Annotated in this window: 10 protein-coding genes; 4 read left to right on the plus strand and 6 right to left on the minus strand. The window is 69.1% G+C overall.

Annotation, left to right across the window (positions count from 1 at the left end):
- Positions 1-38 precede the first annotated feature (38 nt).
- The 3 genes from OV427_RS47110 (at position 39) to OV427_RS47120 (ending at position 8,873) form a co-directional block, all read left to right on the plus strand.
- Positions 39-4,862 carry a non-ribosomal peptide synthetase gene (locus OV427_RS47110; protein ID WP_267862806.1) on the plus strand — a complete coding sequence of 1,608 codons (4,824 nt, stop codon included), beginning with the start codon at positions 39-41 and terminating at the stop codon, positions 4,860-4,862.
- Between the two features lie 409 nt (positions 4,863-5,271).
- Positions 5,272-7,149 (plus strand): hybrid sensor histidine kinase/response regulator, encoded by a 1,878-nt coding sequence (locus tag OV427_RS47115; RefSeq protein WP_267862807.1) that lies wholly within the window; start codon positions 5,272-5,274, stop codon positions 7,147-7,149.
- Between the two features lie 212 nt (positions 7,150-7,361).
- Positions 7,362-8,873 carry a phosphatidylinositol-specific phospholipase C domain-containing protein gene (locus OV427_RS47120; RefSeq protein ID WP_267862808.1) on the plus strand — a complete coding sequence of 504 codons (1,512 nt, stop codon included), beginning with the start codon at positions 7,362-7,364 and terminating at the stop codon, positions 8,871-8,873.
- A gap of 81 nt (positions 8,874-8,954) precedes the next feature.
- Here the strand turns inward: OV427_RS47120 and OV427_RS47125 are convergent, their stop codons facing one another.
- The 5 genes from OV427_RS47125 to OV427_RS47145 all read right to left on the minus strand — a co-directional run bounded on the left by OV427_RS47125 (position 8,955) and on the right by OV427_RS47145 (position 15,567).
- Positions 8,955-10,361: a LysM peptidoglycan-binding domain-containing protein gene (locus OV427_RS47125; RefSeq protein WP_267862809.1), complete on the minus strand. Its 1,407-nt coding sequence runs from the start codon at positions 10,359-10,361 to the stop codon at positions 8,955-8,957.
- A gap of 255 nt (positions 10,362-10,616) precedes the next feature.
- A complete protein-coding gene (locus tag OV427_RS47130) occupies positions 10,617-11,411 on the minus strand; it encodes a class I SAM-dependent methyltransferase (protein ID WP_267862810.1) in 795 nt (264 codons plus the stop codon).
- A gap of 16 nt (positions 11,412-11,427) precedes the next feature.
- Positions 11,428-12,588 carry a cytochrome P450 gene (locus OV427_RS47135; RefSeq protein WP_267862811.1) on the minus strand — a complete coding sequence of 387 codons (1,161 nt, stop codon included), beginning with the start codon at positions 12,586-12,588 and terminating at the stop codon, positions 11,428-11,430.
- Between the two features lie 596 nt (positions 12,589-13,184).
- Positions 13,185-14,636: a serine/threonine protein kinase gene (locus OV427_RS47140; RefSeq protein WP_267862812.1), complete on the minus strand. Its 1,452-nt coding sequence runs from the start codon at positions 14,634-14,636 to the stop codon at positions 13,185-13,187.
- Between the two features lie 223 nt (positions 14,637-14,859).
- Complete coding sequence (locus OV427_RS47145; protein WP_267862813.1) at positions 14,860-15,567, minus strand: hypothetical protein; 708 nt, start codon at positions 15,565-15,567, stop codon at positions 14,860-14,862.
- A 264-nt stretch (positions 15,568-15,831) separates the two neighbouring features.
- Between OV427_RS47145 and OV427_RS47150 the strand changes: the two genes are divergently transcribed.
- On the plus strand, positions 15,832-18,261 hold the full coding sequence (locus OV427_RS47150; RefSeq protein WP_267862814.1) for an ABC transporter permease: 2,430 nt from the start codon (positions 15,832-15,834) through the stop codon (positions 18,259-18,261).
- A gap of 62 nt (positions 18,262-18,323) precedes the next feature.
- Here the strand turns inward: OV427_RS47150 and OV427_RS47155 are convergent, their stop codons facing one another.
- Positions 18,324-19,070: a dienelactone hydrolase family protein gene (locus tag OV427_RS47155; protein WP_267862815.1), complete on the minus strand. Its 747-nt coding sequence runs from the start codon at positions 19,068-19,070 to the stop codon at positions 18,324-18,326.
- Positions 19,071-19,110 lie beyond the last annotated feature (40 nt).

A 19,110-nucleotide genomic window follows, 5' to 3' on the forward strand; every position in this document is an offset into this window, starting at 1 on the left:
TCTCCCCAAACCTGTCTCAAACAGTGAAGGACTCCTCGATGACACTCGCCTCGCTGAATGCCAGCTACCAGCCCCCGCGCACGCCGACGGAGGAGGTCCTCTGCGAGCTCTGGAAGGTGATGCTGGAGGTCGAGCGCGTGGGCATCCACGACGACTTCTTCCAGCTCGGAGGCCACTCCCTCATCGCCACCCGGCTCGTCTCGCGGCTCAACGAGCTCTTCCACCTGCGCTTCCCCCTGCCCACCCTCTTCGACGCGCCCACCATCGCGGAGCTGTCAGAGGCCATCGAGTCCGCGCGGGGCGCCGCGGTTCCGGAACAGGACCTCGAGCTCCGCCCCGGCTCCCACGGAAGCGACGCCTCGCTCTCCTTCTCGCAGGAGCGCCTCTGGTTCATGGAGCATCTGCATCCCGGGACGGCCACCTACAACATCCCCATCTTCTACCGCATCACCTCGCGGCTCGACGTCGGCGTGCTCCAGCGCGCCCTCGACGAAGTGCTCCGCCGTCACGAGTCGCTCCGGGCCACCTTCACCTCCACGGCTTCGGGCCCTGTCGCACGCATCTCGCCACCGCATCCCTTCCCCCTGTCGGTCGTCGACCTGGGCCATCTCCCCGTGGACGCCCGAGACGAGGAGGCCTCGCGCATCGCCACCGAGCAGGCGCACCTGCACATCGACCTCCGCACGGGTCCCATCATCCGCGGCACCCTGCTGCGGGTCAGCGCACAGGAGCATCGGCTCCTCCTCGCGGTCCATCACATCGTGTTCGACGGCCAGTCCCTGGGCATCCTCATGCGCGAGCTCCGGACGCTCTACTCGGATTTCGCCGTCGGCCGGCCTGCGTCCCTCCCCGCCCTGCCTCTCCGGTATGCGGACTTCGCCACGTGGCAGCGCCAGTGGATGCCGGGACAGGCCCGGGAGCGGCTCCTTCCCTACTGGCGCAAGCGCCTCGCCGGAGCCCCCACGCTCCTCGCGCTTCCCACCGACCGTCCCCGGCCGTCCGTCCAACGGTTCAAGGGCACCCGGCGGACCTTCCACATCCCCGAGGAGACGGCGCTGGCCATCGACGCGCTCAGCCGCAAGGAGCGCACGACGCTCTTCATGACGCTCCTCGCGGGCTTCTGCGCCGTCCTCCACCGCTACTCCGGGCAGGAGGACGTCGTCGTCGGCTCCCCCATCGCCGGACGCATCCGGCCGGAGTTGGAGGGGCTCGTCGGCTTCTTCGTCAACACGCTCGTCCTGCGCAATGATTTGTCTGGCAACCCCCGCTTCGTCGAGCTCCTCGCCCGGGTGCGCGAAGTGACGCTCGGCGCCTTCGCCCACCAGGAGCTCCCCTTCGAGAAGCTGGTCGAGGCCCTCCAGCCGGAACGCACCCTCAGCCACGCGCAGGTCGTCCAGGTGATGTTCGTCCTGCAGAACGCGCCCACGCTGGAGGCGGCCCCGTCCGCCGCGCTCCAGCTCACCGCCACGGCGGAGTCCTGGGAGGTGAACACCGGGACGACGAAGTGCGACCTCGTCCTCTACATGGCGAGGACGCCCGAGGGCCTCCGCGCCACCTTCGAGTACGACACCGACCTCTTCGACGACGCGCGCATCGAGCGCATGGCCGGGCACCTCCAGGTGCTGCTCGAGGCCGCGGCCTTCGACTCGCACCAGCCGCTCGCCGTGCTTCCCCTGCTCACGCCCACCGAGCGCCACCAACTGCTGCACGAGTGGAACAGCGCTTCCGCCGACTTCCCCCGCGACCTCTGCGTCCACGAGCTGTTCTCCCAACAGGCTGCTCGGACTCCGGACGCCGTCGCCGTCTCCTACGGCGCCCACGCCCTCACCTACCGGGAGCTCGACGCACGCTCCAACCAGCTCGCCCGCCACCTGCGCTCGCTCGGCGTCGGCCCCGAGGTCCTCGTCGGCCTGTGCGTCGAGCGCTCCGTGGACCTCATCGTCAGCATGCTCGGCATCCTCAAGGCGGGGGGCGCCTACCTTCCGCTGGAGGCGTCCTACCCCGCCGAGCGTCTGGCCTTCATGCTCCAGGATGCCCGTGTCGGGCTCCTGCTCGTCCACGACGCCAGGCTCCAGCACCTGCCGCCATTCCCAGGCCCCATCGTCCGCATCGACGCCGATGGGGACGCCCTCTCCCGGCACTCCACGCTTCCACTTGCCTCCACCGCCTGCCCCGACAACCTCGCCTACGTCATCTACACCTCGGGCTCCACCGGCAGGCCCAAGGGCAGCGCCATCCTCCATCGAGGCATCGCGGCCCTGCTCTTCCACACCAACTTCGTCCGCTTCTCCCCAGGGGACCGCGTCGCCCAGGCCTCCAACGCCTCCTTCGACCCGAGCACCTTCGAAATCTGGGGCGCGCTGCTGCATGGCGCCCGCCTCGTCGGCATCACCGCCGACCCGGCGCGCGAGCCCCAGGAGCTCGCCGCGCAGATCCGGAACGAGGCCATCACCGTCATGTTCGTCACCACCGCCGTGCTCCACCTGCTGGCGCGCCAGGTGCCGGACGCCTTCCGAAACGTCCACACCCTCGTCTTCGGAGGTGAGGCCGCGGACCCACTGGCGCTGCGCGAAGTGCTCCGGCACGGCCCGCCCCGCCGGCTGCTCAACGGCTACGGCCCCACCGAGTGCACGGTCTTCTCCACCTTCCACGCCATCGACGCGCCTCCGTCGCTCGGCCAGCCCGTGCCCATCGGCCGCCCCATCACCAACGGCCCCGTCTACCTGTTGGACAAACACCTGCGACCGGTGCCCATCGGAGTCCCCGGAGAGCTCTACGTCGCGGGCGAGCGCCTGGGCCGCGGCTACTTCAACCGCCCGGAGCTCACCGCGCGGACCTACGTGCCCGACCCCTTCAGCGCCCGGCCCGGCGCCCGCCTCTACAAGACGGGAGACCTGGGCCGCTACCTGCCCAACGGCCGCATCGAGTACCTGGGCCGCGCCGATCTGCAGGTGAAGATCCGCGGCTTCCGGGTGGAGCTGGGGGAGGTAGAGGAGTCACTGCGCCAGCACCCGGCCGTGGAGGACTGCACGGTGGTGGCGCTGGAGGTCGGGGGGGATCGCAAGCTGGCCGCCTACGTCGTCGCCAGCGGGCAGGCGCCCGCCCAGGCCTCACTGCGCACCTGGCTGCGAGAGCGACTGCCGGAGCACATGGTGCCCGCCTCCTTCACCCTGCTGCCCGCGCTGCCGCTGACGCCCAACGGAAAGGTGGACCGCCGCGCCCTGCCCTCGCCCGAGCCGGCCCAGGGGGATGCGTCCAGCTACCAGCCTCCGCGCACCTTCACGGAAGAGGCCCTGTGCCGGATGTGGGGCGCGCTCCTGGAGATGGAGCGCGTGGGCATCCACGACAACTTCTTCCACCTCGGCGGCCATTCGCTCCTCGCCACCCAGGTCGTCTCACGGGTCCGCGCCGAGCTCGGGGTGGAGGTCTCGCTGCGCACGTTGTTCGCGGGGCCCACGGTGGCCGACCTGGCGCGACACGTCTCCCGGGCGGAGCCACCGGTGGTGCTCTCGCGTCCGGTGCCGCCCCTGCGCCGGGTGCCTCGCGAGGGGCCGCTGCGCGTGTCCTTCGCCCAGGAACGCCTGTGGCGCTTCTTCCAGCGGGCGCCCGAGTCCAGCGCCTACAACATCCCCCGCGCGTTCCGGCTGAGCGGCCGGTTGGAGCCACGCCATGTCGAGGCGGCGCTCCAGGCCCTCATCGCCCGGCACGAGTCGCTGCGCGTCACCTACTCCGAGGAGGAGGGCGTGCCCGTGCAGCGCCTTCAGCCACCGGGCGACTTCCAGCTCCGGGAGGTGGACCTGCGCGGAAGGGAGGACCGCGAGGAGGAGGCGATGCGCGACATGCTGGCGTCCGCGCTGCGCCCGTTCGACCTGACGCGAGGCCCACTGATGCATGCGTCGCTGCTGCGGCTGGGGGACGAGGAGCACCTGCTGTTCCTCTGCATGCACCACATCACGGCGGATGGCTGGTCCATGGGCGTCCTCGCGCGCGAGCTGGGTCGGCTCTACACGGCCATCGTCAATGGTGGAGAGGCCGGGCTGGCTCCGCTGGCCATCCAGTACCCTGACTATGCGGCGTGGCAGCGCAACTGGCTGTCCGGCGAGGAGCTGCGGGAGCGGCTCGGCTTCTGGCAGAAGGCGCTCGCCGGGGCGCCCACGCTGCTGAACCTTCCTACGGACCGGCCTCGGCCCGCGGTGCGCACGTTCAACGGACTCCAACTGCAGGTCCAGCTGGGTGGGGAGCGCAGCCGGGCGTTGCACGCGCTCTGCCGCGGCGAGCAGGTGACGCCCTTCATGGCGCTGCTGGCGGTCTTCGGCATCGTGCTGGCCCGACGCGCGGGGCAGGAGGAGGTGGTCATCGGCTCGCCCATCGCCAACCGCCTCCGGCCGGAGCTGGAGCCGCTCATCGGGATGTTCGTCAACGGGCTGTGCCTGCGCATCAACCTGCACGGGAGCCCGGGCTTCCGCGAGCTGCTCCAGCGGGTGCGCGAGGAGACGCTGGCGGCCTATGCCCACCAGGAAGTCCCCCTGGACCTGGTGATGTCGTCGCTCGGAGTGGAGCCGCCGGCGAACCGGTCGCCGGTGTTCCAGGCCATGTTCGTCCTGCAGAACGCTCCCACCGCGCCGCTGGAGCTTCCGGGCCTCTCCGTGACGCCGGTGGAGGTCAGCCGTGGCTCTGTCACCTACGAGCTCACCCTGGCGCTGACGGAGACACCCGAAGGCTTCTCCGGCGTGCTGGAATTCAACACCGACCTGTTCGAGCCAGCTACCGGGGAGCGGCTCCACGCGGAGCTGGTGGAGCTGCTGGACGCAGTGCTGATGAACCCGGACCTGCCCGTGGGCCTGGACGCGCGGGCCGGGTGAGCCAGCCGCCCCACGCGGAGGCACTCCTCGTTGACGAGCTTGTCCTTTCCATGCTCGCGTGACCTCCGCAGTCTGGAGCACCATCTCTCGCCACGAAGCACGACGATCACGATTCTGTCCCTCGCGTGACGCCGCGCTCCAGCTCCTCAGAGGGTGCCAGGTCCTGGTCGCCGGCGGCCGCGTCCGCGCCTTGAAACCGCGCTCCCAGTCCTGGCCGTCATGCACCTCCTGACTGGGTGCTCCGCCACTCCCCACCGAGTTGTCACCGACCCGATGGGGCCTCGCGTGCACGCGTGTCCCGCGTGCGGTGGTGGGCGAAGTGGCTGAGCGGGATTCGTGGAATATTGCCAGAGGAACCGTGCTGGACTTCGGGAGCGGATGGAGGCGCCGGTCCCGAGGAGGCATCGTTTTGACCCTGGCGGCATTGATCTCCATCGTCAGCACCTGTCTGGGGCTCGTGGTGGCTGCGCTTGGCTTCGGCTTCTCGAGCGCGCCTGGCTGGAGGGACCAACGGCTGCCCGCCTGGAGCGCGCTGATGCTGAGCGGCTACTCGGCCACCAACTCCGTCGGCTCCATGTCCGGCACGTCCGACGCCCTGGTGGTGCTGTGTTCCCGCGGGTCCATGATCTTCGCCACGCTGTTCTGTGCCTGCTGGGTGGCGCACGGCGCGCTGTCCATGGAGGGGCGCTACAAGGTGCTGGACCGGGTCCTGCTGGTCCTGCTGGGGCTGGTGGCCCTCCTCACCCCGTGGCCGGGCATCGTCTACACCTCGGAGGTGGTCTTCTTCGAGGAGCCCTGGCTGAAGCTGATCTACCGGACGCTCAAGCCTACCTTGCTGGGCAACGCGGCCCTCGTCTTCCTCTGCGTCTGCCTCCTCGTTCCCCTGGTGCGCTTCGGGCGCGCCTGGTGGCGCGGGACGGCCGACGTCGGCCCGGTGTTCCTGGGCCTGGCCCTCAACCTCCCCGCCGCCGTCAACGACAGCCTCGTCGTGGCGGGAGTCATCACCACCCCGTTCCTGACGGAGGTCAGCCTCATGACCCTCGTGGCGCTCCTGGGTGTGCAGATGACCCGTCGCTTCGTGGCCAACGCGAAGTCGCTGGCGGAGCTCCGGGTGGCGCTGGAGGAGAAGGTGTCCCAGCGCTCGACGGAGCTGACCCGGATGCAGGCGGACCTGATGCGCCACGAGAAGCTCGCGGCCATCGGGCAGCTGGCGGCGGGAGTGGCCCACGAAATCAACAACCCCAGCGCCGCCGTGGCGGCCAACCTCCGTTACCTGCGAGAGGAGCTGGCCGGTGGCCGGCTGCCGGAGGACAGCGGGGTGTGCATCGAGGAGTCGCTCGCGAGCGTGCAACAGATCAGCCGCATCGTGCGCCAACTGCTCGACGCGGGAAGGGCCGCGGCCGCTCCCGTGCCCACCGGCTCCCACGAGGTCGCCAGCGCGGCGGACGCGGCCCTGGCCACGGTGCGGGCTGCCAACACGCGGCCCATCACCTTCTCCATGAAGGTGCCCCGAGGGCTGTACACCGTGGGCAGCCAGGACCTGCTCGAGCAGGTTCTCGTCAACCTCATGTCCAATGCCATCCAGGCCATCTCCCCCGACAGGATGGATGGAGAGGTCCGCGTGGAGGCCCTGCGCGACGGGGCCACGGTCCGCATCCGGGTGTCCGACAACGGCGTGGGCATGTCCCAGAACGTGCAGCAGCGCCTCTTCGAACCCTTCTTCACCACCAAGGGACCGGGGATGGGAACGGGGCTGGGGCTGTCCGTGTCGCTGGGTCTGCTGCGCACGATTGAAGGCACCATCCACGTGGAGAGCACGCCAGGTCAGGGGAGCACCTTCACCGTCGAGCTGGGCTGTGCCTCCCCGCCGCTGGCACCGCCCGCTCCCGTGGCGGTCTCGGAGCCCCGGGCCCGACCGAGACTGCTGCTGGTGGACGACGAGCGGAGCGTGCGCGAAGCACTGCGCCGTACGCTGCGGGGCCACTTCGAGGTGACGCTGGCCAGCAGCCCCTCGGAGGCACTGCGGCACGTGGAGGGGCCGGGCGGCTTCGACGTGGTGCTCTGCGACATGACGATGCCGGAGGGCGGAGGGCCGGCCTTCCACCGCGAGCTGTGCGCGCGGGACGTTTCGCTCGCCCGGCGCACCGTCTTCTACACGGGGGGCGTGACGTCCACGGAGGCGCGCGACTTCGTCGCCCGCTACCCGCTCCCGGTGCTGGAGAAGCCCCTCGACCTTGGCGCCTTCCTGAAGCTGGTCAACGAGGTGATGCCCGCCGGCTCCTCATGAGGTCAGGGCTGCGTATCCCGCCATCTTGCGGAACGCGGGGGGCTGCCCCCGAACTCCACGTTCGCGCGGGACGCGCCGCGTGCGCCCGGAACGCACGGGCGCCTTCCCTCACGACGTAACCCCTTGGACTGTCGTGGCCGGGAGGCCGGTACGGCTCGTGCACTGGCGCGGGCGCACCAGGCACCCGCTGTTCCCGAATCGGAGAAGACCTCATGGAACTCGACTCGCTGCGCGGCGGCGTCTCCGCCACCACCCAGGCTACCGCCCCGCTCGACATCTCGAAGGCCGCCACGGGTAACTATTATTATGGCGAGCTGTATTACGTGAAGGTGCGGTCCATCCATGGCACGTCAGGGGACCGGAAGTTCTTGGGCTGGCTGGGGCTCGGCTCGAAAGATGGCTACTCGAGCTATATCGACCCGAATGCAACCCCGCCGCACGACAGGGTATTGGCGGTTCAGTGGGTGGGCCTGGCCACGGATGGCACTTCACCGAATCACGAACAACCCAACAGCGGCGCGGCACAGGCGTCCACACCGAGATACCTGCGCGCCCTCAACTACCCCGGCGGAGCGCGTTTTCTGGGCGGCTCGGGAAACAACGGCTTCTATTGCTACTGGCAGGAAGGCGACGGCACCGGTGGGCCGGGCGGAACCTATGAGTTGACGCTGATCCCCGTGCCCGACTCCAACGAGTTCCTCGTCCGCCGCCACAGTGACAATGGCCCCGTCTATACCTATGACGACTACTACATGGGGTACTGGAAGTCCGGCAACGAGTTCGAAATAACGTTTGAGTTCATTCCGACCGCCGCCTTCAGTGCAAAGCATGAAAACTGGATGGGCGACCACAACGCCACGATTGGCGCGCGTCACCTGTCGGAGATTGTCATCCCCGGGAGCCACGATGCTGGCTGCAGCCGTATCCGCCGAACTCTGGGCAATGTGACGAGCCAGACCCAGGGGCTGGAGATCTACGATCAGCTGATGGCAGGATCACGCTACTTCGATCTGCGGGCCTGGCAGGACACGGACAACATCTGGAAGATCTATCATGGCAAGGACTGGTCAACCGTCACCTTGCAGGATGCGGTCGACCAGTTGAGCACCTTCCTGGGGAAACACCCCCGGGAGGTCGTGATGGCCTCGCTGTTGCTCGAGGACCAACCCGGCGTCTTCGATAACAAGCTGAAGGCCGCCTGGGAGCTGGTGTTCGACAAGCTCCACCCCTACCACCTGAACAGCGAAGATCAGAACGGCGCACCGCGGGACTTCTCCAGGCTCACTCCGAACTTCCTGCAAAGCCTCGGCAAGAATCTCCTGCTCTTCTCCTGGGGGCAGGCCCAGTCCTGGACCTACACGAACAGCGCCAGGCAGCAGATATTGGCGTCCCCCTGGAGCTCTGGACCCGGAACGCACATGGATCTCGACGGGGTGTTCCTCGACAACGCAGCGGCCACCGCGCAAGACATCTATGCCGCCTACCAGAATTACACCCGGCCGCAGGGCGCCTGCTGGATCCTGCACACCAATACGCCCTGGCAGTTCAAGCTGGCCGCTGACTCGCTCTACGCGAAGCACTTCAGGAACACCCCTCCGTTGGTCGCCTATTTCAAATCCGGAAACATCGCCCGGCCCAAGGCGAACATCATCAACATCGACTATGTCGGCGACGTCGTGAATGGCTCCAATCTGGTTGAAGCCGTCATCATGAGCAACCTCTGAGTGACCAACGGGGGGAGCGTGCTGACCATCGGTCTCGGTTTCTCGCGCAGGAGGAACGAGGACCGAGAGCAGGGACAACGCTCAGCCCTGGGGCGTCGGCGCCACTGCACCCGTGGGCGTCGGCGTCTCCGTCCCGGATGCCTGAGGCACAAACCATCCCGTCGCATTCACCGTCTCGAGCTCGTTGAGTTCCGAGAGCGTCATCTCCTGCACGCCGTTGATTTCGTACGTTCCGTCGTCCTTGAGCTCGCCGAAGCCGGTGGTGGTCAGCAGGAGGTAGTCGTCCCCCTGCTTGCCGATGACGATGGCGGCGTGTCCCTCGCCCTGATTTGCCTCCGTGGGAGGCCAGAAGACGACCGTGCCTTCGGGCACGTTATTGAAATCCGAATACAAGACACCCTCGACCAGGGCCGCCTCCAGCGCAAAGGCTGCGCTCCGCTCGCTCAGGATGGGGTCATTCGTTTCCCACCCGAGAACCTGCCCTGTGACGATGGCGACGTATTCGAGGCATTTCCCGTTGTATTTCGTCTCTTCGGACTGTCCCTCGCCATAGACCGAAATGCTGTCGTTCGCCGTTTTCACGATGCTTTGGGCGGTATCAGGGTCGACGATGCCGTTGGGCGCAAAGGGAAGGGCCTGCGGCGGCGCCGTTGGGATGTTGAGCTTCTGGCCGACGACGATGTACCCCTTCCTGTCTGGGAACAGTCCGTCCGCATCCGGGTTTTCGGCGCGCAGAGCGCCGACGCTCACATCGAGCTTCTCGGCGATGATCTCGGCGCTGTCGTCCCCCACCACGACCGTGTACTTCGCGGGCGCCGACGTGGCGGTGGGCGTCACGGTGGCCGTGGCTGTCGCCGTGGGGGTGCCGGTGCCCGCGGTGTCCTGCGCCACGAGCATGCCAGCGCTTCCCTCCGGGAGTCCCGAGCGGGCGATGGCGGCCTCCCGCTCGGCCGAGCCGGGAGGCGCATTCAGGATCTTCAGCGCGTCCATCCCGTTCACCGCGCCACCGATGCGGTACTCCCCTCCCGTGCTCGCGTTGAGCGCTTCCAGGCTCGCGTAGCGCTGGCCGGAGAGCGGGTCGAAAAGGGAGTCTCCCTGGCGGATGACGGCGTGTCCCGGCATCCCCGGGCGGCGGTCATCCAGCAGGACCAGCTCCGAGCGGCCCCGCTGCGCCGGAGGCAGCATCGTCAGGTAGTCACCGGCCGCGTCCAGGCAGTTGCGCTGGCCATCGCGGATGTCCTCCGTGAAGAGGTTGGTCGCTGGCGGAGTGCCCGCCCCACCGTCGAGCGCCACCGGCGTCCGGGCGGCTTCCCCGGTGAAGCCGTCCAGCTGCCCCTGGGGCCTGACGGGCACCCGGGCCGGCGCCGCCTGCTCCATGGCGCGCTTCAGGGCCTCGCGTCTGGCGGCCTCCTCGGCCTGACGGGCGGCCAGTTCTGCTGAGAGACGTACGGCGTCGGCGCCGGGATTCGGCGGGATGGTGTTCCCCATGGTCTTCCCCCTCTGATGAAGCGGCGTTGCGTAATGGATACGCCGGATTGTCGGGAGCCTTGGGTGGCGGATGAATTAAGCCGAATTAAATGGCCCGAGCCGTGGGCCCGGGCGGCTCCCCCAACCGCTGCGAAGCCGGGGCCCTGCTTCCGAGCGAGCCCGGGAGCAGAGTCGGGCTTCCCTCACACATGGGCGAAACCTAGGTCCTGTTTGTCTCCACCATGTGCGTCAGTTGTCCCCAGCATGTCGTTCCGCTCAAGGCGCGGCGCGGGCCCGCCAGATGAGCTCGCCGCCCGGGCGGACCGGGCCGCCGTCGAACGACCCCTGGAGCGCCTCCTCCGTGAAGCCAGACCGATGCAGCAGGTGCTCGAACTCCGAGCGGAAGATGAAGCGGCTGGTGATTCTCCGATACATCCGCCCCACCACCCGCCCGGACGGCTCCAGCTCGTCGTACACGAGACAGCGGGTGAAGCACTGGCTCACGGGGTCTCCCGTCACGCTGGCCCACTCGACGAGCAGGTTGCCCGTCACCGGATGCGAGACGACGCCCCCCGTCTGCTTCAGCAGCCCCCGGGACGGGCCGTCATTGCCGAGCAGCTCGGCCAGCAGCCGCGACGGCTCGAAGAAGTCGAGCACGAGCCGCCCGTCTGGCAGCAGGTGCCGGCGGATGTTGGTGAGCGCCGCGAGCTGCTCCTCCACGGTCAGCAGGTGGAGGAAGGTGCGGAACGGCACGGTGATGAGCGCGAAGCGCGCTTCGAGCGAGAACGACACCATGTCGCCCTCGCGCAGGTCGACCCGCTCCCGGAGCGGCGGCGGGAGGGCCTGGACCCTGTCTCGGGCCCGGGCGAGCATCGCCGCCGAGCGGTCCAGGCCCGTGACGCGCGCGCCGGCCTCCACCGCCGGAATGAGGAGGCGCCCGGTGCCGCAGCCCAGCTCCAGGCAAGGCCCTCCCGCGCGCCTGGCCTCCTCCACGTAGAAGGCGACGTCCTCCCGGTAGCCCTCGCATACGACGTCATAGAGGGCTGCGTCGTCGGTGTAGTCGAAGCTCACGGGACACCTGGCGCGCTCACGCGCCGAACGTGACGGGAATGAGGTGCGGGCACCGCTGGGTGGCCTGGGGTTTGTGGACGACGTCACCGCTCAGGCTCAGGCGCGGTGCGTGCTCGATGAGGCTGGACAGGGCCAGCCGCACCACTGCCTTGGCCAGCAGACCGCCCACACAGGCATGAATGCCCCAGCCGAACGCCAGGTGCGGGTTGGGCTGGCGATCCAGGACCAGCGTCTCCGGCCGGGAGAACGCCTCCGGGTCCCGGTTGGCGGAGCCGAGCAGCAGCACCAACCCCTGCCCCCGGGCGATGCGGACCCCGCCGAGCTCCACGTCCTCGGTGCACACGCGGCCGGTGGCCTGCACCGGACCGTCATACCGGAACAGCTCCTCCACCGCCGTCTCCAGGAGCGCCGGGTCGCCCAGCCGGGGCAGCTCCACGCCGTGGCGCAGCAGGGAGAGGATGGAGCTCCCCACCGCGCTGTACACGGAGGTGTAGCCGGCATGGAACACGACGCGCATGCTGTTCATCAGCACGCCGCGAGGCACCCCGGCGGCCGACTCGGAGCGCGCCAGGAACCCGAGCATTCCACCCGCCGGAGGGGGCTCGAACCAGCTCGCGATCAGCGCGCTCAGGCCCGCCCTGGCGGCGGCGCCGGGGGCCGCTCGCTCCGGTGCGAGGCCCGCGTCCATGCCGCGGATGATGGCGTCCGACATCTCCCCGAAGGTGGCGGGGTCCGGCGCGGGGACGCCGAGGAAATCACAGACAGCATGGAGCGCGAGCGGCGCCGCGAAGCGGGTCATCAGCTCTCCCCCACCCTCCGCGCGAAGCCCGGCGAGCAGGCGGTTCGCGTGCAGGTAGGCCCTGCGCTCCACCGCCGCCATGTCCTGGGCGCGGTAGGCACTCACGAGCAGCCCGCGCAGCTCGCCGTGCTCGGGCGGGTCCATGGATTGGATGCTCACGCTGTGCTCGGGCACCGCCGCGCCAACCCGGCGCCAGTCGGCGGCGAAGCGGCGCGAATCCTTCAGGACCTGGAGACACTCCGCGTGCCGGGTGAGCAGCCAGGAGTTGAGCCGCTCATGCCACATCACCGGCGCCAACGCCCTCACTCGGGCATAGACGGGGTACGGGTCTCGCAGCGTCTCGGGGTGCAGGGGCTCGAACTCTGCGGCAATGGGCATGGGGGACTCCTCGCGGGGCGTCCAGGCGGAATGTCAGGCATTGACCGGAGGGGACCCGGACCCAGCGGCAGCGCCGGGCCCAAGTCTTTGCGGTATTCCACTATCAGTGCAGGTAGTTCATTGCCGTTCTCCTTTCCTTGCACTCGCTTGTGGAGCGCAATGCAAAGGAAACAAAAGACAATCAATATGTCAACGCGCCATCCAGGCATTTCTTGATAGGCCATTTGTTTCGGGCTTGCTGCACGTCAATCTCTGGCTCCGCACCAAAATTCCACCACCGCTGATGCAAGTAGATTGCATATGCCATAGAACGTCCGAAGTCGGACAGTCGTAGACGTTACGGGCTGGGGATTGGGCAGGCTCTCTGGCGCGATGACGAACTCGGAGATTCCGAAGCCTGTCGTGATGTGGAGTGGCTGCGCCGAGCCACTCTGGGCGACGAAGCGGGTGGCGATGAGTCCCGCGGACTCTCCGGCGGACCGTGAGTAGAGGTCGACGCAGCTGTCCAGGACACGGTGCTCCCTACGCTGGCGAGCTGCTGGGTGTAGCCGCTGTTCCCCAGGAAAGTTGCAATGCGGCCCGATTGGAACAACTGGCTATGGACTGTCGTCTCGCTCTGCGGGACCCGAGGTGGAAGGGCGCGTCGGAGTCAGGACGGGTTGGTAGCACTCGCCCTTGTATTCAAAGCCGTCCCAATCATCACATTCCTTCAGCTCCACGGGCACCTTCCGCCAACAACCGCCGTTGATTGCGACGTGCACCTTGCCGGGACAGTGACCCTTGCCATCCGGCCGCCGCTGCCCCGGGATGGGTTTCGGGGGCAGCTCTACCGCGATGGATGCCCACACGGAGGGAGCTCGCTCGGGCGCCACAGGCGCCGTCAGTACGGAGTCCCCCACGGCCACGGTGCCGGCATCCTTCGACTCTTCCTGCTCCGCAACGTGGGACGTCGCGGGTTCCTCGGAGTGGCTCACGCTCAGCAGTCCCCCGGCGCTCAGCGCCAGTGCTCCTCCCAGCCCGGCGGCCGCCAACCAGGGCCACCTCCGCATGCGAGGCGGGGGCAGCACCGCGACGCGCCGAGGGATGGGAATCAGGCCCGCGGGCCTCGGCTCTTCTCCCTTGAAGAGCGGCACCTCCGCTTCGCGTCCTGCGCGGCGCGCGGCCTTCTCCAGCGCTTCCGCCACCTCCCTCGCGCTCCCTCTCTCCTCCGGGCGGGGCGACAGCATCCGCGACACCAGCGCGCTCAGCTCCGCGGTGCACCGGGGGTTGCTGACTCGCGCCGTCCAGGACTCCAACTCCTCAGGGCTCCACCTCCACTCCTCCTCCTCCCACGGGTGCGCAGACGGTGGGTACTTCTCCGTCACCAGTCGATAGGCCGTCACTCCCAGGGCGAAGACGTCATCCGCCGGCCCCGGCGGATACGCGACAGCCGGGAGCCTGGCCGGGGGCTTGCTCGAGCCCAGGGCGAAGCGCCACGCCTCGGGCGAGCGGTAGGCCGGCGTGCCGGGTGGAAATGGCTTCGGCGTCAGCGTGGCGGCCCCCAGGTGGTGCCCGCAGCCGAAGTCCAGGAGGAAGGGCTGGCCGTCCGCACGCCGGACGCGGACATTCTCTCCCTTCACATCGCGGTGGAGCCCTCCGGCCGAATGAGTGGCATCCAGCGCTCGCGCCAGCCGCGCAAGCAGCTGAAGCACCTGCCGCGAAGTCGGGCGCTGGGCCTGGGCCCACTCATAAAGCGACAGGCCCTCCACCCACTCCATGGCGAGCCAGGCGTACGTCACTCCCTCCCGGGGCTGCCAGTGGCCATGGTCCAACAACCGCGGGACGGCGGGGTGGTGGATGCGCGAGAGCAGCTCCGCCTCACGCGCGAAGCGCGCATCCCTGGGGTGCAGCGCCAGCTTGAGGGCCACGGCTTCCGCGGCCAGCTCCTCGGCGGGCACCGCGCGGTAGACGACGCCGTAGGTGCCACGCCCGCGCTGCTCCAGCACTCGCCACGGGCCGACTCGCGTCCCAGGAGGCAGTCTTGCCGGATTGAGCTCGTCAGACTCCATGAGGTCCCTCGTGGGGCGGTCCGCACCGCGCACGCGGAGCCTACTCCCGAGGTAGTTGAACTCCAACGTCATCCAGCAGGTGGACGACAGCCCTCCACGTGCGCGCCTACCCCCATGGAGACGAGCGCGCACCGTGGCGGGCGCCGCATGTCCACCCAAGTGGGTCAAACGTAAGGTCGACGCGCTACAGCTTGCGCCCCAGCGCACCTGCCCGCATTGCGAATCATTTGTCGGCCACGTGCCCATTCAGCCAGGGCACGATGCGACCCAGCACCTCGGGGCGCGGGTTCTCCAGGGTGATGGGGCCCTCGCTCTTCGTGGGAATGGGGACCGGCGCGGGGGGCGTGTAGATCCGGCCTTCTACCTTCAGCGCGGAGGGCAGCGTGAGGCAGTACGTCTGCGGCGTGAACGCGCCGAAGGTCTTGTACACGAGGACGTACTGGCGCCCCGCTGCGACTGGGTAGTCGATGATCGCCGTCCCGGTCTCGAGCGCGTCCTTGACGTAGCTGCCGCCGTAGGCGGTGAAGGTGACGCCGTCCTCGATGGACGCCATGCTGAGCGGATACCCGTAGCCATAGCGATAGCCATTGGGGTTGGCTGAAATCACATCGCCCTGGATGACCACCGTTCCGGTCTGTTGGGCGGTGAGGACGAAGGCGTCGTAGCGGAAGTCCAGGATGCCCAGCGCGGAGTCGGTGGTGAGCAACCCATTGAGTGCGCAGCCCTCGGGTACCGGCGTGCGGGGGTCGGGGGCCCGGGCCGAAGACGTGAGGGAAAAGGGAGAGGTCTGGGTCTGCGGAGTGCCTGTGGATGAATCCGGGGTGGTGTCATCCGGCGCAGGCCCGGGACTGGGCTCCGACTCGGGTTGGCAGGCGGTCACCTGGGCCAGGAGCACGAGCAGCACGGGGACACACCGGTACGAACGCTTCATGGAAATCTCTCCCATCAGTCCGGCCCCGCGCGCATGCTCCGGAAAGTCCGCTGCGACGTCAAGGCGGCCTGGCTCGAGGCTCCCCACCAGGGTGTGCGCTGTCGTCTGGGTGATGCTCGGCCCGCGCCCGAGTGTGCCGCCTCCGGACACCCGTCGTCCCACAGCCGTACAGCGCCCGAGGCTCCTGGCGACGGCACGTGTCGTCACTTCGCCCACTTGAGTCCCGGGCTGCGTTGGCACGCATCTGGCTAAAGGAGTCCGGCAATGCCCTCCTTCCTCCAGGACCTGCGCTACGGCGCCCGCTCGCTGCGACGCAGCCCCGGCTTCACGCTGGCGACCGTGCTCGCACTGGGCCTCGGCATCGGGGCCAACGCCATGCTCTTCAGCGTGGTGAGCGCACTGCTGCTGCGCCCGCTGCCCCTCCCCCAGCCGGAACAGCTCGTGTCCGTGTGGGGGATGAGCCGGGACGAGGGCGACGCCAATTCGGGCCTGGCGCGCCCGGACCTCGAGGACCTGCGCCAGGAGGTGAAGTCCTTCGCCGGACTGGCTGCGTTCAATACCGCGGGCGTCACCCTCACCGGCCCGGGCGTGGACCCCGAGCGCGTGGAGGGCGCGATGGTGAGCGAGGACTTCTTCCGCGTCGTGGGCGTGGCGCCCCTGCTGGGTCGCTGGCTGTCCGCCGAGGAGCAGTTGCTCAACGGCCCGCGCGCGGTGGTGCTGTCCCACGGGCTCTGGGTGCGCCGCTTCGGGGGCGACGCCCAGGTGCTGGGGCGCACGCTGGAGCTGGAGGGCCAGTCCTACTCCGTGGTGGGAGTGATGCCCCCGGGCTTCGACTTCCCCCGAGAGGGCGCCAGGGACGCGGTGCTGCTCTGGGCCCCGCTGCACGCCAATGCCTTCCTCCGCGCCAACTGGGACAACCGGGGCGCGCATAGCCTGAACGCGGTGGCGCGGCTGGTTCCCGGTGCCCGCCTCACGCAGGCCCAGGCCGAGGCCGATGCCATCACCACCGCGCTCGCCCAGGAGCACCCGGACAGCAACAGCCACCGCTCCGTGAGCCTCCTGGGCCTGCAGGCGCGGCTGTCCGCCGGGACGCGCCGCCCTGCCCTGCTGCTACTGGGCGCGGTGACGCTGCTGCTGCTCATCGCCTGCGTCAACGTGGCGCAGCTCCTGCTGGCCCGCGCGCTGGCGCGGCAGCAGGAGTTCGCGGTGCGCACCGCCCTGGGCGCGGGGCGGGGCGCGCTGGTGGGACAGCTCCTCGCCGAGGGCTCGCTGCTCGCCTTCGCGGGAGGGGCGCTGGGGTTGCTGCTGGGCGTGTGGGGCGTGGACGCGCTGAACGCGCTGCTGCCCGAGGCGGCTCACCAAGTGCAGCCGGTGCGGGTGGACGGGCTGGCGCTGGTGTACACGGCGGGGCTGTCGGTGGCGGTGGCGCTGCTGTGTGGCCTGGCGCCGCTGCACACCGCCGCGAGCGCCAGCCTGGGCGGGCTGCTCCAGAGCACGCGCGGCACCAGCGCGGGACGCGGGGCGCTGCGCTGGCGCGCGGTGCTGGTGTCCACGCAGGTGGCGCTCGCGCTGGTGCTGCTGGCCGGCGCGGGGCTGTTGGTGCGCAGCGCGCAGCGGCTGGCGGCGGTGGACCCGGGCTACCGGCCGGAGAACATCACCCTGCTTCGGGTCAGCCTGCCGGACGTCCGTTATGCCGACGACGCCATGGCCCCCTTCTTCAACCGGCTGCTGGAGCGCACGCGCTCGCTGCCCGGGGTGGAGTCGGCGGCCCTGGTGACGCCGGGGATGGTGTCGGGCGGCGCCGTCTCGCTCAGCATGGACATCCCCGGCCGTCCCACCTCGCCGGGCGAGCGTCAGTCCGTGGCCTACCGCGCGATGAGCGACGGCGTCTTCACCACGCTGGGAATTCCCCTGCGGCGCGGGCGCGACATCACGTCCCGGGACGATGCCAGCGCTCCAGCGGTGGTGGTGGTGAACGAGGCCTTCGCGCGCCGCTTCTTCCCGGGGGAGGAGGTGCTCGGCAGGAGCATCGTCATCGGCTATGGAGACCCGCTGCCGCGCGAGGTGGTGGGCGTGGTGGGCGACGTGCGCGCCCGCTCACTGGACGTGGCAGCCCAGCCGGAGGTGTATGCGCCGCAGCAACAGACGCCCTGGCCCTTCTCCACGCTGGTGGTGCGCAGCCGCCTTTCTCCTGACCAGGTGGCGGCCGCGGTGAAGGCGGAGCTGCACCAGCTGGACTCTCAATTGCCCCTTCCGCCCCCCACCACGCTGGAGCAGAGCCTGGAGCGCTCCGTGGCGGACCGTCGCTTCCAGCGCGTGCTGTTGCTGGCCTTCGCGCTGACGGCACTGGCGCTCGCCTCGCTGGGCATCTACGGGCTGATGGCCTACAGCGTCGCGCAGCGGCGGCGGGAGCTGGGCATCCGCCTGGCATTGGGGGCGATGCCGCGCGACGTGGTCCGGCTGGTGATGCGTCATGCGCTGCGGATGTGCGCGGTGGGCCTGGGTGTGGGGCTGGTGCTGGCGCTCGCGCTGTCGAGGGTGTTGGAGGGACTGCTGTACGACGTGAGCGCCACGGACCCGCTGACCTTCGCCGTCGTGCCGCTGCTGCTGCTCGGCGTGGTGGCGTTGGCGAGCTGGCTGCCCGCGCGGCACGCCTCGCGTGTGTCTCCGGGTGAAGCGATGTCGGCCGACTGAACCGTATCAGTCGCCGCCCCACGCTGCTCGGGTGGGGCGGCCGGCTTCCTCTTCGAGCACCGTCAGAGCGAGTGGCTCAACATCCACGTGTAGATGTCATGGCCCGCTGAACCGCTGTAGGTCCGGGACCAGGAGTCATGCCCCACGCCCTGATACAGCGTGAGCTGGGCCGGCGGGTTCGCCGCGGGATTGCAGACGGTGTTGAGCTTGTTGACGGGGTCGATGGACCCCCACTGGGACACGGTTCCATCCGCGGTGCCATGGAAGGCCCACACCGGGACGTTCCACATGTTGCAGATGGCAATCCCGTTGCCATTCCCCGCGATGGGAACGATGGCCGCGAGCTTCTGGGGAAAGGCCACCGCGTAGGACCAGGTGACGATGGCCCCCGCAGAGAGCCCCGTCAGATAGATGCGGTTCGGGTCGACGCGATAGCGGCTCTTGGCGAACTCGATGATGCCGTCGATCTCACTGTTCCCCCACCAGGCATTGAACCGCTGGGGCGAAATGAGGATGAACGGGAAGTGGCGTCCATTCCGGATGAGGCTGGGCGGAGCGGTGACCCCCATGAGCTTCTCGAGGCCCGCAGCCGTCCCATCACCCTCCTGCCCCTGGCCTCCCAGGAAGATCACCAGCGGATGGGTCGCCTCGGGATTGTCGTCATAGCCCTGCGGCAGGTACTCCCAGTAACCGTAGTTGATGCCCGGTACGGTGGTCCTGGGACGCGCCAGGATCTGCCCCTGCGCGGCCAACGAGCCCTGCGCCAAGAGCAGAATCCAACCCAACAGGATGCGCTGCGATGTCGACATGGCGACTCCTCTCCAACCACGGGGGGAGTCGCTACTTTAG

This window comes from Pyxidicoccus sp. MSG2 (assembly GCF_026626705.1).
In the GTDB taxonomy this organism is placed as follows: Bacteria; Myxococcota; Myxococcia; order Myxococcales; family Myxococcaceae; genus Myxococcus.

Coding starts and splice junctions, on each gene's coding strand:
- OV427_RS47110 (WP_267862806.1), top strand. CDS start 39: ATGACACTCGCCTCGCTGAATGCCAGCTACCAGCCCCCGCGCACGCCG.
- OV427_RS47120 (WP_267862808.1), top strand. CDS start 7,362: ATGGAACTCGACTCGCTGCGCGGCGGCGTCTCCGCCACCACCCAGGCT.
- OV427_RS47125 (WP_267862809.1), bottom strand. CDS start 10,361: ATGGGGAACACCATCCCGCCGAATCCCGGCGCCGACGCCGTACGTCTC.
- OV427_RS47135 (WP_267862811.1), bottom strand. CDS start 12,588: ATGCCCATTGCCGCAGAGTTCGAGCCCCTGCACCCCGAGACGCTGCGA.
- OV427_RS47140 (WP_267862812.1), bottom strand. CDS start 14,636: ATGGAGTCTGACGAGCTCAATCCGGCAAGACTGCCTCCTGGGACGCGA.
- OV427_RS47145 (WP_267862813.1), bottom strand. CDS start 15,567: ATGAAGCGTTCGTACCGGTGTGTCCCCGTGCTGCTCGTGCTCCTGGCC.
- OV427_RS47150 (WP_267862814.1), top strand. CDS start 15,832: ATGCCCTCCTTCCTCCAGGACCTGCGCTACGGCGCCCGCTCGCTGCGA.
- OV427_RS47155 (WP_267862815.1), bottom strand. CDS start 19,070: ATGTCGACATCGCAGCGCATCCTGTTGGGTTGGATTCTGCTCTTGGCG.